13 protein-coding genes are annotated in these 14,620 nt (G+C 72.3%); 6 read left to right on the top strand and 7 right to left on the bottom strand.

Going from position 1 to position 14,620, the window contains the following annotated elements; all coding sequences use genetic code 11:
* Positions 1–385: 385 nt before the first annotated feature.
* The 4 genes from ABT297_RS21080 to ABT297_RS21095 all read right to left on the bottom strand — a co-directional run bounded on the left by ABT297_RS21080 (position 386) and on the right by ABT297_RS21095 (position 4,951).
* Complete coding sequence (locus ABT297_RS21080; protein WP_350552062.1) at positions 386–913, bottom strand: YbhB/YbcL family Raf kinase inhibitor-like protein; 528 nt, start codon at positions 911–913, stop codon at positions 386–388.
* 67 nt (positions 914–980) lie between these two features.
* A complete protein-coding gene (locus ABT297_RS21085; protein WP_350552065.1) occupies positions 981–2,831 on the bottom strand; it encodes a DUF2207 family protein in 1,851 nt (616 codons plus the stop codon).
* 15 nt (positions 2,832–2,846) lie between these two features.
* On the bottom strand, positions 2,847–3,413 hold the full coding sequence (locus ABT297_RS21090; RefSeq protein ID WP_350552068.1) for a LemA family protein: 567 nt from the start codon (positions 3,411–3,413) through the stop codon (positions 2,847–2,849).
* 59 nt (positions 3,414–3,472) lie between these two features.
* A complete protein-coding gene (locus ABT297_RS21095; protein ID WP_502885608.1) occupies positions 3,473–4,951 on the bottom strand; it encodes an aminopeptidase P family protein in 1,479 nt (492 codons plus the stop codon).
* Between the two features lie 43 nt (positions 4,952–4,994).
* Between ABT297_RS21095 and asnB the strand changes: the two genes are divergently transcribed.
* Genes asnB through ABT297_RS21115 form a run of 4 tightly spaced genes read left to right on the top strand, consistent with a single transcriptional unit; the run spans position 4,995 to position 9,769 of the window.
* Positions 4,995–6,959, top strand: coding sequence for an asparagine synthase (glutamine-hydrolyzing) (gene asnB, locus ABT297_RS21100; RefSeq protein ID WP_350552074.1), 1,965 nt, complete (start codon positions 4,995–4,997; stop codon positions 6,957–6,959).
* 11 nt (positions 6,960–6,970) lie between these two features.
* Positions 6,971–8,095: an AAA family ATPase gene (locus ABT297_RS21105; protein WP_350552077.1), complete on the top strand. Its 1,125-nt coding sequence runs from the start codon at positions 6,971–6,973 to the stop codon at positions 8,093–8,095.
* Positions 8,096–8,105: 10 nt separating this feature from the next.
* On the top strand, positions 8,106–9,041 hold the full coding sequence (locus tag ABT297_RS21110; RefSeq protein ID WP_350552080.1) for a carbohydrate kinase family protein: 936 nt from the start codon (positions 8,106–8,108) through the stop codon (positions 9,039–9,041).
* Positions 9,038–9,769, top strand: coding sequence for a hypothetical protein (locus ABT297_RS21115; protein ID WP_350552083.1), 732 nt, complete (start codon positions 9,038–9,040; stop codon positions 9,767–9,769). The genes ABT297_RS21110 and ABT297_RS21115 overlap by 4 nt, the downstream gene beginning before the upstream one ends.
* Before the next feature lie 200 nt (positions 9,770–9,969).
* On the opposite strand, the gene ABT297_RS21120 is transcribed toward ABT297_RS21115, so the two are convergent.
* Both ABT297_RS21120 and ABT297_RS21125 read right to left on the bottom strand, forming a co-directional pair.
* Positions 9,970–10,260 carry a type II toxin-antitoxin system RelE family toxin gene (locus ABT297_RS21120; protein WP_350552086.1) on the bottom strand — a complete coding sequence of 97 codons (291 nt, stop codon included), beginning with the start codon at positions 10,258–10,260 and terminating at the stop codon, positions 9,970–9,972.
* Positions 10,253–10,543, bottom strand: coding sequence for a type II toxin-antitoxin system Phd/YefM family antitoxin (locus tag ABT297_RS21125; RefSeq protein ID WP_350552089.1), 291 nt, complete (start codon positions 10,541–10,543; stop codon positions 10,253–10,255). Before ABT297_RS21125 ends, ABT297_RS21120 begins: the two co-directional genes overlap by 8 nt.
* 320 nt (positions 10,544–10,863) lie before the next feature.
* On the opposite strand from ABT297_RS21125, the gene ABT297_RS21130 reads away from it, so the two are divergent.
* A complete protein-coding gene (locus ABT297_RS21130) occupies positions 10,864–11,247 on the top strand; it encodes a hypothetical protein (protein WP_350552092.1) in 384 nt (127 codons plus the stop codon).
* Positions 11,248–11,320: 73 nt separating this feature from the next.
* On the opposite strand, the gene ABT297_RS21135 is transcribed toward ABT297_RS21130, so the two are convergent.
* Positions 11,321–11,671 carry a VOC family protein gene (locus tag ABT297_RS21135; protein WP_350552094.1) on the bottom strand — a complete coding sequence of 117 codons (351 nt, stop codon included), beginning with the start codon at positions 11,669–11,671 and terminating at the stop codon, positions 11,321–11,323.
* Positions 11,672–11,817: 146 nt separating this feature from the next.
* Between ABT297_RS21135 and ABT297_RS21140 the strand changes: the two genes are divergently transcribed.
* On the top strand, positions 11,818–14,583 hold the full coding sequence (locus ABT297_RS21140) for an aconitate hydratase (RefSeq protein WP_350552097.1): 2,766 nt from the start codon (positions 11,818–11,820) through the stop codon (positions 14,581–14,583).
* The last annotated feature ends 37 nt before the right edge of the window (positions 14,584–14,620 follow it).

A 14,620-nucleotide genomic window follows, 5' to 3' on the forward strand; every position in this document is an offset into this window, starting at 1 on the left:
GATGCGCTGCCTCGGCGAACGCGGCTTCGCCATCCTCACCGGCCGTTGGCGAACCCTCCGTCACACCACCGCCAGCCCTCGCACACTCGGCGACACCGTCGCCGCAGCTCTGCATCTCACACACTTCGAATACCGGTACCTACCGCAATCTCGTTGAGATCACGTCACTGCGACGACGCAGCGACTGGCGAGGGCGCTTCTTGTCAAATGCCACTTGCGCTGACACGCTCCCAGCCGTACCGCGTGGTGCCGGCCTGGGGTTCAGTCGCGGCCAGGCAGGATGGATCTCCTCGTCCGGTCGAGGGGTGTGAAGCCGAGGTTCAGCGCCGCGGTCTGCGTGCCGCAGGCCCGCCGGCGGGTGCGCGGCGGGCCTGGCGGACGTGGGTCAGAAGCCGAATGACGAGACGAGGATCGCGCGGGCGAGGGTGTGGGCGGTCAGGTTGAAGCCGACCACGTTCGCTGACGAGTCGGCGTCGACGGCGAGGGAGTCGGTGTCCAGGGCATGTACCACGAAGAAGTATCGGTGCGGCGCGTCTTGCGGTGGGGGTGCGGCGCCGCCGAAGTCGCGGGTGCCGTAGTCGTTGCGGGCGTGGATCGCCTCGTCTGGCATGCCGTCCTTGTCGCCGGTGCCGGCGCCCGTGGGTAGGTCGGTGACGGTTGCGGGCAGGTCGTAGACGATCCAGTGCCAGAATCCGCCGCCGGTGGGGGCGTCGGGGTCGTAGCAGGTCACGGCGAAGCTCTTGGTGCCGGCCGGGTAGCCCGACCAGGACAGGTGCGGCGAGGTGTTGCCGCGCGCGTAGACCTGGGCGTCGGGCAGCGTGCCGCCGTCGGTCAGGTCCTCGCTTCTCAAACTGAACGCCGGCACCGCGGGCAGGAAGTCGTACGGCGACGGCGGGCGCGGACGGTCGGTCATGCGCATTCTCCTTGCGAGGTGGCTACAGCTGTCTACCGGGCATCCTCTTACCCAACGACCGGCCGTCTCAAGTGAGGCGGTTGACCGCGAGTCCGAGCAACCACACCAGGTACGGCTGATGCACCGGCCCCGCGGAGCGCTGCTCGATCCGCACCACCGTCTGCCCGCGCCGGGCGACGGCCCACTTGCCGGACGCGAAGGCCTCGTCGCCGACGCCGGGGACCGCCGTGCCGCCGCGGTTGGCCCGGATCGCCAGCTCCGCCGCAATGCCGGTGGCCACCAGGATGCCGAGCGCCGAGCCGTCCGCCGCCCGGAACTCCGCCATGCTCATCGGGCCGACCGCGACCCCGTGACCCGCGCCGCCGGACACGGACACCGGCCGGCCGAGGACCCGTCCCACCTCCTCGGCGGTGATGAGGTCCGCGGGCGAGACCCGGGCCGGGCGCACCGCCGTGGCCAGGGCGGGTGCCCCGGCGTTCATCGCCCGCTGGATGAGCTGGTCGGTGTTCTCGTCGCCGAAGCTCTGCGAGCCCGACCGCGCGCTGGACTCGACCCGCAGCTCGAGGACCCGCCGGGTCCAGCGCCGCGCGGTCAGCGTCACCACGTCGCCGGGCGAGGCGCGGCCGGCGAGCCCGGACGGGCAGGCCCAGGCGACGGTGCGGTCGGAGGCGCCGGAGTCGACCGCGAGGTAGTGCAGCCAGGGGATGGACGGGCTGTCCTCGCCCTGGCTGCGGGACTTCCAGGTCTCACTCCACAGCACCTCGCCGGTCAGCGTGACCGGGGTGAACAGGTCGACGAGGGTGGCGATCAGGGTGTACCCGCCGTAGAGCAGCGGCCACAGGATGAGCACCCGGACGGCGAGCGTGATCCAGTCGGTGACCGAGCCGGGCGCGAGGTCGAACGCGATCGTGTTGAACCGCACGACGAGCGCGGCGACGGCGAGGCCGGCGAGGGCCTTGAGGATCAGCGGGACCGCCTTCTGGCCGTACCGCGGGAACAGGCTCGGGTAGCTGACCCGCACGCGGTGCCACGTGCCGCCGAACGAGGACCACACCCGGCGGCGGTTGCCCATGCCGAGGTCGATCACGGCGCTGCACACGCGGGTCGCCCCGACGGCGTCGCCGTAGGACAGGTAGCGGTCCCACACCGTCACTGCCGCCGGCGGCAGGTCTTCGAAGCTCTCGTGGGCGCGCAGGAACGTCTTGAGGCCCAGCCAGCGCGCGGCGGCCGCGCGTCCCTGCGGCGTGTCGCGTTCGCCGCGCGACTTGCCGGCGAAGATTCCCAGCGCCGCCCAGGCGAAGACGGCGACCCAGATGGCGCCCGTGGCGTCGCCGCCGGTACGGCGTTCGTGAAGCGCGACGGCCAGGCCGGCCGCGAGCGACGGGATCGCGGCGATCACGGTCAGCGCGGTGACGATCGTGGGCGAGAAGCGGCGCCGGGACAGGCCGCGCGAGCGGGCGTCGGCGACGATCGCGGCGTTGAGCCGCCTGGTCCAGCCCTTGGCCTCGGCCTCGTCGCGGAACGTCAGCGCGGTCAGCGGCACCATGCCGCCCACGGCCAGGCCGCGGATCCGCTCGAAGATCATGGTCTCGTACGCGTTGAGCCCCGACGGCCGTTCCTGCCGGACGTGCACCGTCGTCTGCAACGGGTCGTTGCCCGGCTGGCGGAACTCGAGCACCTTGCGGGCCGCCAGGTCGATCAGCGTCGACTCGGCGCCGTCCTCGGTCAGCTCCCAGCGCCCGGTGATCAGGCTGACCACGGCCGGCGACTCGGGGCCGCCGAAGTCCTGGGTCGGCGGGGGCGCGTCGATCGGACGCGGGCGGGTGAGCAGCAGCGCGCCCCAGAACGCGAGCAGCCACACGCCGAGGCCGGCCAGGGCGATGCCGGCCTCGACCAGCAGCACCGGGTCGATGTCCATCGGCCGCGGGGCCCGTCAGAACCGGACGTTGACGTCGGCGCGCTCGCCCGCGGCGGCCTCGAAGTACGGCCGGGGGTGGAACCCGCCGACGCCCGCGATGAGGTTCGTCGGCAGTGTCTGGATCTTCTGGTTGTACGTCTGGATCGCGCTGTTGTAGAACTGCCGCGCGTAGGCGATCTTCTCCTCGGTGTTGCCCAGCTCGCCCTGCAGTTGCAGGAAGTTCTGGTTGGCCTTCAGGTTCGGATACGCCTCGGCCAGCGCGAACAGCCGGCCCAGGGCAGCCGTGAGGAAGCCCTCGGCCTGGGCCTGCTGGGCCGGGCCGGCGCCGGCCGAGCCCGCGGCGGCGTTGCGGGCGGCGACGACGGACTCCAGGGTGCCGCGCTCGTGCGCGGCGTAGCCCTTGACGGTCTCCACCAGGTTGGGGATCAGCGAGTGGCGGCGCTTGAGCTGGACGTCGATCTGCGCCCATGACGCGTCCACCTGGGTGCGGGCCCTGACGAGCGAGTTGTATGTCGCCACGGCCCACGCCACGAGCGCGATCACGAGCACGAAGAGCACGCCGAGCACGATGACAGCAGTCATGGGCGCATGGTGACCGCTGCGGGTCACCGCCTGCCGGTAAGTGTCGCCGATCCGACAGTTCAGGGCAGGTGATACCCCTCCGAACGGCGTGCGGCCAGCCAGGACTCGACGTCGTCGGCGCTGCGCGGCAGCCCGTCGGAGAGGTTGCGGGCGCCGGTCGGGGTCACCAGGATGTCGTCCTCGATGCGCACCGCCAAGCCGTGCAGCTCGGCCGGGACCAGCTCGTCCTCGGGCTGGAAGTACAGGCCCGGCTCGACGGTGAGCACGTATCCGGCCTCGAGGTGGCCCTCGCGGTAGCGCTCCTTGCGCGCGTGCGCGCAGTCGTGTACGTCGAGGCCGAGCATGTGACCGAACCCGTGCAGGGTCCAGCGCCGGTACAGGATGGCTTCCTTGTCCATCGCCTCGTCGACGCTCACCGGCAGCACGCCGAGGCCGGCGAGACCCTCGGCGAGCACGCGCATGCATGCCTGGTGTACGTCGTCGAACGCCACGCCGGGGCGGATCGTGTCGATGCCGGCCTGCTGGGCGCGGTGCACGATCTCGTAGACCTCCCGCTGCAGCGGCGTGAACGTGCCGGAGACGGGCACGGTCCGGGTGACGTCGGCCGTGTACAGGTTGCGGTTCTCCACGCCCATGTCCATGAGCAGCAGGTCGCCGGGGCGGGTGTGCCCGTCGTTGTGCGTCCAGTGCAGGATCGCGGCGTGGGCGCCGCCGCCGACGATCGAGCCGTAGCCGACGTCGTTGCCGTCGTGGCGGGCGCGCAGCCCGAACACTCCCTCGACGAGCCGCTCGCTGACGGGCCGGTCAGCCGGCAGGGCCCGGGCGGCGTCCTCGAAGCCGCGCACGGTCGCGTCGATCGCGTCCTGCAGCTGCTCCAGCTCCCAGGCGTCCTTGACCAACCGCAGCTCCGACAGCGTCCGGGTCAGCTCCTGGTCGCGCTCCGGGGCGGCGGCGCGCACCCGCCCGTCGACCGACGGGTCGAAGCCGCGCAGCACCCGGGTGCGCCCCGGCGCGCTGTCGTCCAGCGCCTCGGCGAGCTCGTCCAGGTGCGCGGTGTGCAGCTGCAGCTCGGTGGCCTTCTCGGCCAGGGTGTGCCGGCGGCCGATCCACAGCTCGCCGTGGTTGCGGTCGGTGAAGAACTCGTCGGTGTCGCGGGGCGAGCGGGGCCGCACGTAGAGGGTGGCGTCGTGCCCGCCACCGGTCGGGCGCATGACGAGCACCGCCTCCGGGTCGTGCTCACCGGTCAGCCACACGTGCTCGGTCCCGGGCCGGAAGGGGTGGTTCGTGTCGTTGGAGCGGACCCGCTCGACGCCCGCCGGGATGACCAGCGTCTCGCCCGGGAACGCGGCGGACAGCTCGGCACGCCGCTTGGCGTGGTCGGGCGCCTCGACCCGGGGCGCGACGTCCAGCGTCGTGTCGCGCCAGCCCGTGCGCATGAACGCCCTGAACCGTTCGGGGAAGTCGGGGTCGTGCGACTGGCTACCAGCCGATGCCTGACCTGCTGATGCCACCGTGACCCCGCTCTCACCGCCGCGAATTCGTGCTCCACCTGCGACCGTACCCCGTGCGAGGATGCTTGCCATGGCGGGTCTTCTCACGTTCGTCAGCGCGCGCGGCGGCGCGGCGGCGCACCGGGATGCGATCGCCGACGCGCTCGGGCTGCTGCGCCACCGCGGTCCGGACGACGAGCGGGTCGTCGCCAACGACGACGTCGTCTTCGGCGCGGAGCGGCTCGCGGTGACCGACCCGCCGGGCGGGCGCCAGCCGCTGTCGTACCCGCCGACCGGCGTCACCGCCGGGCGATACCTCATCGTGCTCGACGGCGCCGTGTACAACGCCGCCGAGCTGCGCGCGGAGCTGGTGGAGGAGCGCAACGCCGAGTTCGCCACCGACAGCGAGGCCGAGGTCATCCTGGCCGCCTACCACCACTGGGGCCCCAGCGCGGTCAACCGGCTGCGCGGCATGTTCGCGTTCGTGATCTGGGACGGCTCGGCGCGCCGCGCGTTCGGCGCCCGCGACCCGTTCGGCGTGAAGCCGCTGTACCAGCTGCAGACCCCCGCCGGCGTGTACCTGGCGAGCGAGAAGAAGGCGCTGCTGCCCTTCGTCGCCGAGCCGGCCGCCGTCGACACGGTGCGGCTGCAGCACTACCTGACGATGCAGTACGTGCCGGAGCCCGCCACCATGCACCCCGACGTGCGGCGGCTCGGCGCCGGCGAGTCGTTCGTGTACACGCCGGGCGGGCCGCTGGCGAACCGGCGGTACAGCCAGTTGAACTTCCGCCCGGCGCCGGTGACCGACGAGGACGCCGTGGTACGCCGCATCGCCGACGCGCTGCGCGAGAGCGTCCACGCCCACCTGCGCGCCGACGTGCCGGTCGGGGCGTTCCTGTCCAGCGGCATCGACTCGACCGCGATCGTGGCGCTCGCCGCCGAGAAGGACCCGGCCCTGCGCACGTACACCGTCGGCTACGACGCGGTCGGCCCCCAGGCGCAATACTCCGAGATCGACATCGCCGAGCAGTCGGCCCGGGCGCTCGGGGTGCCGCTCATCGACACGGTCGTCACCGCCGCCGACTTCATGCGGGCGCTGCCGCGCATCGTGTGGCACCTCGACGACCCGGTCGCCGACCCGGCCCTGGTCCCGCTGTTCTTCCTGGCCGAGCGGGCCGCGCAGGACGTCACCGTCGTGCTCGGCGGCGACGGCGCCGACGAGCTCTTCGGCGGCTACCCGATCTACCGCGAGCCGCTGTCGCTGTCGACGGTGAGCCACCTGCCCGACTCGATGCGGCGCGGCCTGCGGGCCGTGTCACGGGTCATCCCGCAGGGGGTGAAGGGCAAGAGCTTCCTGGAGCGCGGCACCACCCCGATCGAGGAGCGCTACTACGGCAACGCCCGGATCTTCACCGACGAGGAGAAGGCCGCGCTGCTGCGCCACTACGAGCCCGACGTGCGCCACACCGACGTCACCGCGCCGGTGTTCAAGGAGGCCGGGGCGCTCGACGAGGTCACCACCATGCAGTACATCGACCTGTACACCTGGCTGCGCGGCGACATCCTGGTCAAGGCCGACCGGATGACGATGGCGCACTCGCTGCAGCTGCGCACCCCGTTCCTGGACCGGGCCGTGTTCGAGGTCGCCGCGGCGCTGCCCACCGAGCTCAAGGTGCCGCCGCGCTCGCAGGAGACGAAGGCGGCGCTGCGCCGGGCCCTGGCCGGGGTGGTGCCGGAGCCGATCGTGCACCGCAAGAAGCTCGGCTTCCCGGTGCCGATCCGCCCGTGGCTGCGCGGCGAGATGTACGACTGGGCGCACGGCCTGCTCGACTCCTCCGCCGCCGGCGACCTGCTCGACCTCGACGTGGTCCGCGGCCTGCTCAGGGCGCACCGCAAGAAGGAGGCCGACCACTCCCGCAAGCTCTGGACGGTGCTGGTCTTCTGCGTCTGGCACGCCGTGTTCGTCACGGGGACCATGAGGCCGGGCTATTTCCGTGGTGACCCGGGTGGTGAAACGGGCGCCGAGGCCCGTACCGGGCAGGAGAGCCGCCTCTAGCGTGATCGGCGATGCTGCTCACGTTCCGCGTTCAGAACTTCCGCTCGGTCCGCGACATCCAGGAGCTCACGCTGCTGGCCGTCCCGCCCGAGCCGCCCGGCTCCGGCCTCGTGGCGCCCCTCGTCCACGGCCCGGCGGTGCACGTCTCGCCGCTGGCCGGGGTGTTCGGCGCCAACGCGTCGGGCAAGTCGACCGTGCTGCGCGCGCTGGGTACGCTGCGTGCCCTGGCCGCGTCCGGCAGCGACGCCCGCGACGCCGCCCGCCGCTTCGACCCGTTCCGGCTCGACCCGGCGACCCGGCTGCTGCCGACCCGGTTCGAGGCGGAGGTGCTCGCCGAGGGGGTGCGCCACGTGTGGGGCTGCGCCTACAAGCAGGGCGAGGTCGTCGGCGAGTGGCTGCACGCGTACGGCGGGGACCGCCGCACGGTCTGGTACGAGCGGAACCGGTCCGGCGTGCGCACCCTGCCGCAGGCCCGGCTGGAACCGCTCGCCGTCGCGGTGGCCCGCGACCCGTCCACGACCCTGCTGGCGCTGGCCGCCGACGCCGAGCACGCCTGGCTCGCGCCGGTCGCCGCGACCCTGGCGGCGCTCACCCCGGTGCGCGTCACGCCGGGCGCCCGCCTGGTCCACGACCTCGACCACCTCGCCGCCCGGTGGAGCGATCAGCTGACCCTGCTGGTGGCCCGGGCCGGGCTCGGCATCGCCGGCGTCGACACCGGTGACGGCTCGGTCCGGCTCGTCCACGATGCCGGCCCGGACGCCCGGACCGGCGCCCGCCCGCTCGGCGCGTACGGCGAGTCCGACGGCACCATCGCCTGGCTCGACCTGCTCGCCGCGCTGCTGCCGGCCCTGGAACGCGGCGGCGTGCTGCTCGTGGACGATCTTGACGCGGTCCTGCACCCGAGCCTCGTCGCCGAGGCGCTGCGGTTGCTCGGCGACCCCCGGCTCAACCGGGCCCGCGCCCAGCTGGTCTTCGCCGCCCGGACCGTGCCGCCGACGACCGCCGAGTCGCAGCGCTGGTACGCGGTCAAGTCCGGCGGCGCCACCCGCCTGCTGCGCGAGCCCGGCGGCCCCGGCCTCAGCCCCGGCGAGCTGGCCCGCGAGCTTTGGCTGGCCAAGCGGCGTTCCGCACCGTGATACTGGCCGGATGACTGGTTACGGCGTGGTGATCGGTGAGGCGCTGATCGATCTGCTCGAATCGACGTCGGACGGTGACCTCGTCTACCGGCCCGCCGTCGGCGGCGCCCCGTTCAACGTCGCCGTCGGCATGGCCCGCCTCGGCGCCCCAGTGCACTTCCTCGGCTCGTTCGGCGACGACCCATTCGGCGCCCGCCTGCTGGACTTCCTGGACAAGACCGGCGTCGGTACGGCGGGGACCGTCACCGTCCCCGGCGTGGCCACGACCCTCGCCGTCACCACGTTCCAGGGCCACGAGCCGACGTTCCGCTTCTACGGGTCCCCGCCGTCCTACGGCCTGCTCGACGCCCCCGACGTCGACGAGTCCCTGGTCGCCGGCGCCAGCCTGCTGTACTGCGGCTCGATGTGCCTGCTCGCCCAGCCCGTGCTCGCCGCCGCCCGCCGCGCCTGGGCGGTTCGCGGCCCGGGTCCTGGCCCGGTGCGCGTGTTCGACCCCAACGTCCGCCCGACGGTCGGGCTCAACCCCGACGTCGTCGCCGAGTTCGCCGCCACCGCCGACCTGGTCAAGCTCAGCTCCGCGGACGCCACCGCGCTGTGGGGCGACTCCCCGGAGGCGGCGGCCGGCCGGCTGCTGGACCTCGGCGCCGGCGCGGTGATCGTGACCCTGGGCGCCCAGGGTGCCCTGGTGGCGCACGGTTCCGCGACGGTACTCGTGCCCGCCCCCCGCATCGCCCCGCTCGACACCACCGGCGCCGGCGACGCCACCATGGCCGGCCTGAGCTGGGGAATCCTCAGCCAGGGCCGGCCCGCCGACCTCGGCGGCTGGGCGACCCTGGCCCGCGTCGCCGTCCACGTGGCGGGCGTGGTCTGCGAGTCGCCGGGCGGCGCCGTGTCGATGCCGACGGTCGCCGACCTGCGCGCCCGGTTCGTAGACTTGGCCGTGTGACGCCCGCCCGGTTCGGCCGTTACGTGGTGGCGAGCAGGGCGACGGCCGTAGCAGTCGCCCTGCTGATCGTCGCGCTCCGGGTCGTCTACGAGTTCGGGGTCACGCCCGCCGACACCCCGGTCTGGGCCGCCGTGGCCCTGCTGCTCGCCCCCATCGTGGTGCTGAGCGCCGCGTTCATCGTCTTCGGCATCGTCTTCCGCCCGATCCACCACCCGCCCCCGGCGGCCCTGCGCGTGCGCGGCGACGCGTTCGTCGTGCCCGGCTCGCCGGTCCTGCTGGGCCGGCTCACCATGGGCTGGGCCCTGTTCGGCACCGTGTTCCTGGAGAGCGACGGCACCCTGTCGCCGACCACCCGCCTGGGCATCAACGCCGGCGCCGCGCTCGTCATCGCCTGCGCCGCGCTGCCGCTGCTACGCGGCCCCCGGATCGTGGTGAGCCCGGCGGGCCTGAGCATCCGCGCCGGCGGCCACCGCAAGCTAGGGTGGGACGACCTGGTGCGGGTGCCGATCACGCCGCTGCCGCTGACCGTCCGCGGCCCGAAGCTGGCGCTGAGCATCCGCCGCCCGGACCGCGCCGAGCCCGGCTGGCTGCTCGTGCCGCTCGACCTGCTCGCCGTCGAGCCCGTCTTCCTCGGCTCGGTCGTCGAGCACTACGTGGAGAATCCTGAGCGCCGAGCGGCGATCGGCACCCCGCAGGAGTACGCCCGTCTGACCGGCGTCTCACCCTAATCCGATGCCTTGAAGATTCACCCGAGCAGGTCACCGCGCATCTGGACCGCGCCTACGACACCGGCCCGAGCCGGGACCCTCCTCGCCGAGCTGGGCTTCGACGCCGACATCGCACGCAAGCGCATCCCCGCCCCGGTCCGCGACGAACAGGATGCCGGTCAGGCTGCCCAGCACGGCGGACGCAGTACCAGTGGTCCAGGCTACGAGTGGTAGACGTCGGCACGGTGATCGATGCGCACAACATGCACCGCGCGCGTCTTGTCATCGATTCGGTATACGACGCGGTAGGCGCCGCGCCGGGCCGAGTGATAGGCGGCCAGCTCGTTGGTCAATGGCTTGCCCACGACGTAGGGCCGCTGTAGCAGCGGTCCTAAGATGAACTCCCCGACGGCAGCGGCCACTCCGATGGGCAGGCCGATCGGGGGCCCCTCGGTCAACGATCGGCGCGCGGCCGGCGCAAGCGACAGCTTGTAGGCTTCTTCCTCAGTCACGCCGCTCCCGCTCCGCACGGGCGGCGAGCTGGCGGCGGAGCTCGCCGGCGTCGATCGCATCGCCGGCGGCGATGTCGGCCTCGGCCTGTTGGATCTGCTCCAGCGCGCCCGGAGTGGACAGCAGATCCAAGGTCTCCTCCAGCGCCTCCAAGTCGGACACGGCCATCAGGACCGCCTCCGGCCGCCCGTTACGGGTGATCACCACACGTTCATGGGTGTCGCGGACCTCGTCGAGAACAGCCGACAGCCGCGCCTTGGCATCAGCCAACGGAATCGTCGCCATGACCAGAATTCTAGTCACATCGTGCCACTTCGACAACCGCGTGGCATTCCCGGATTGCGACTGCCAACCGGGCAGTGAGCCCTGGGGTGCTACGCAAGAATGCCGGTGCCTGCTGGTACGACGGCGAGGGCCCGCCCTGCCTGCGGAGAACGCACCCCGTGAGCCCGCCGATCAGGGCGCCCGGCAGTCGACTCCACCACCTACACGTGCACCTCGATGACTGCGAGGCGAACTCGTACAGTACGAACCCGGTTGTCTCGCGCCCATGAGGGAGCGTCGAGGGCAAGCCGTTTGCAAGCCGCCCCGGCCATCCTGTCAACGTGACCGCTTTGCTGTTGGTGCGCCGGGTGCCCCCGGGCCGCTTGGACCTCACCCGTGCGACCGCGCAGCAGTGGAACGACGGCCTCGCCCGCGATGCGGCGCTGCAGTGGTGGGAGCTCGTCGACCCGGCCGCCGAGGACGGCCACCCCGCCGCCGCCCTCGCCGCCGTCCGCCCCGGCCCGGACGTCGTCCGGCTGGCCGGGGTGGCCTCGCCGCCCGGCCGGCGCGACCGCGCCGTGCAGGTACTGATGGCCCTGGTGGATGCCCTGCGGGCCACCTCGGCCCGCACCCTCGAGGCGGCGCCGTCCGCCGAACTCCTCGGCATTCTGCGCGACGCGGGTTTCCGCGCGGCCGGGGACGGCCGGGAGGTCGTCGAGCTGTAAACGTTGGTACCGCGGCGCCACGCCCGCCTGCACGCCGGGCACGTGTCCGGCGCGCAGGCGCATCATCGAAGCGCTAGACGGGGGCCAGGAACTCCAGCCGGTTGCCGTGCGGGTCGAAGGTGTGGAACCGGCGATGCCCCGGCAGCTCGTCACTCCACGTGAGCTCGTAGCCGGCGGCAGACAGGCGGGCGGCCAGGCCGTCCAGGTCGGGCCACAGCAGGCCGGGGTGGGCCTTGCGGGCGGGTGCGAAGGGCTCCTCGACGCTCAGGTGCAGCTCGATGCCCTGGCCCTTGAACCAGCACCCGCCGCGGACGGCGAGCGCCGGCGGCTTGGCGACCTCGGCCAGGCCGAGCAGGTCCGCGTAGAACGCGCGGCAGGCCGGCTCAGAGCCTGCCGGACAGGTGATCTGAACGTGGTGAATCATGGCTCACAGCTTGATACAACCTTGCCTATTTAACAAGACGGACGTACGGTTTTCTTGACACCCCGAACCCCGCGGCTTCGGTCGGCGCGCGCTGGGGAAGACTGGCATACGGGAAACACGAACTTGACGGAAGAGGAGCACACGCCGTGGCGAGCCTCGACTCCTTCGGAGCAAAGAGCCAGCTGAGCGTCGGTGACGCCAGCTACGAGATTTACCGGATCGGCAAGGTCGAGGGCGCCGGGCGGTTGCCGTACAGCCTGAAGATCCTGCTGGAGAACCTGCTGCGGACCGAGGACGGCGCGAACATCACCGCCGAGCACATCCGCGCGCTCGGCGGATGGGACGCCTCGGCCGAGCCCAGCGTGGAGATCCAGTTCACCCCCGCGCGGGTGCTGATGCAGGACTTCACCGGCGTACCGTGCGTGGTCGACCTGGCCACCATGCGCGAGGCGGTCGTGGAGCTCGGCGGCGACCCCAAGCGCGTCAACCCGCTCGCGCCGGCCGAGCTGGTCATCGACCACTCCGTCATCGCCGACCTGTTCGGCCGCCCGGACGCCTTCGAGCGCAACGTCGAACTGGAGTACGGCCGCAACCGGGAGCGCTACCAGTTCCTGCGCTGGGGCCAGACCGCGTTCAACGAGTTCAAGGTCGTGCCGCCGGGCACCGGCATCGTGCACCAGGTCAACATCGAGTACCTCGCCCGGGTGATCATGGCGCGCGGCGGCCAGGCCTACCCGGACACGGTCGTGGGCACCGACTCGCACACCACGATGGTCAACGGGCTGGGTGTGCTCGGCTGGGGCGTCGGCGGCATCGAGGCCGAGGCCGCGATGCTCGGCCAGCCGGTGTCGATGCTGATCCCGCGGGTCGTGGGCTTCAAGCTCTCCGGCGAGCTGCCGGAGGGCACCACCGCCACCGACCTGGTGCTGGTCATCACCGAGATGCTGCGCAAGCACGGCGTGGTCGGCAAGTTCGTGGAGTTCTACGGGCCGGGTGTGAGCGCGGTGCCGCTGGCCAACCGGGCCACGATCGGCAACATGAGCCCGGAGTACGGCTCGACGGTCGCGATCTTCCCGATCGACGACGAGACCATCAAGTACCTGAAGCTGACCGGCCGCGACGAGGCGCAGGTCGCCCTGGTCGAGGCCTACGCCAAGGAGCAGGGCCTCTGGCACGACCCGGCCGCGGAGCCGGACTACTCCGAGCGCCTCGAGCTCGACCTGAGCTCGATCGAGCCGTCGCTGGCCGGTCCGAAGCGGCCCCAGGACCGGGTGCCGCTCAAGACCGCGAAGCCGCTGTTCCGTTCGGTGCTGAAGGACTACGTCGGCGACGGCGTGGAGGGCCCGGCCGACGAGGCCAGCGCCGAGTCGTTCCCGGCCAGCGACCCGCCGGCCAACCACCTGGTGAGCGACGGCGACCGCCCGCACGAGCTGGTCTCGGCGGCCGCCGGGTCGAACGGCCGGTTGTCCAAGCCGGTGCGGGTCGAGGACTACGAGCTCGACCACGGCGCGGTCGTCATCGCCGCGATCACGTCCTGCACCAACACGTCCAACCCGCAGGTCATGATCGGCGCGGCGCTGCTGGCCCGCAACGCCGTGGAGAAGGGCCTGACCCGCAAGCCGTGGGTGAAGACCACCCTGGCCCCGGGCTCGAAGGTGGTCACCGACTACTACGAACGGGCCGGCCTCACCCCCTACCTCGACAAGCTCGGCTTCAACCTGGTCGGCTACGGCTGCACCACCTGCATCGGCAACTCCGGCCCGCTGCCGGAGCCGATCAGCGCGGCGGTCAACGAGCACGACCTCACCGTCGTGTCGGTGCTGTCGGGCAACCGCAACTTCGAGGGCCGGATCAACCCGGACGTCAAGATGAACTACCTGGCCTCGCCGCCGCTGGTGGTCGCCTACGCGCTGGCCGGGACGATGGACGTCGACCTGACCAACGACCCGCTGGGCATCGGCTCCGACGGGCAGCCGGTCTACCTGCGCGACATCTGGCCGGACACGAAGGAGATCGAGGACACCATCGCCGCGGCCATCGGCGCCGATCTGTTCTCGACCCGCTACGCCGACGTGTTCGCCGGCGACGAGCAGTGGCGATCGCTGCCGACCCCGACCGGCGACACCTTCGACTGGGCGGGCGACTCCACCTACGTGCGCAAGCCCCCGTACTTCGAGGGCATGGCCACGCAGCCGGCCCCGGTGAGCGACATCGCCGGCGCCCGGGTGCTGGCGAAGCTCGGCGACTCGGTCACCACGGACCACATCTCGCCGGCCGGCTCCATCAAGGCCGACTCCCCCGCCGGGAAGTACCTCGCCGAGCACGGCGTGGAGCGCAAGGACTTCAACTCCTACGGCTCCCGGCGCGGCAACCACGAGGTGATGATCCGCGGCACGTTCGCCAACATCCGGCTGCGCAACCAGCTCGCGCCGGGCACCGAGGGCGGCGTGACGGTCAACCACCTCACCGGCGAGCAGACCACCATCTACGACGCCTCGGTCGCCTACGCCGAGACCGGCGTGCCGCTGGTGATCCTGGCCGGCAAGGAGTACGGCTCCGGCTCCTCGCGCGACTGGGCGGCGAAGGGCACCGCGCTGCTGGGCGTGCGGGCCGTGATCGCCGAGTCCTACGAGCGCATCCACCGCTCCAACCTCATCGGCATGGGCGTGCTCCCGCTGCAGTTCCCGCAGGGTGAGTCGGCCGACTCGCTGGGCCTGTCCGGCACGGAGACGTTCACGATCACCGGGGTCGAGCGGCTCAACGAGGGTTCCACCCCGCGCACGGTGAAGGTGAGCACCGACACCGGCATCGAGTTCGACGCGGTCGTGCGCATCGACACCCCCGGCGAGGCGGACTACTACCGCCACGGCGGCATCCTGCAGTACGTGCTGCGCAAGATGATCGAGGCGTAACCCGCTCCGGTCGCCAGGCGGCGGCGGGCGTCCACCT

This window comes from Dactylosporangium sp. NPDC000555 (genome assembly GCF_040300025.1).
Classification (GTDB): domain Bacteria; phylum Actinomycetota; class Actinomycetes; order Mycobacteriales; family Micromonosporaceae; genus Dactylosporangium.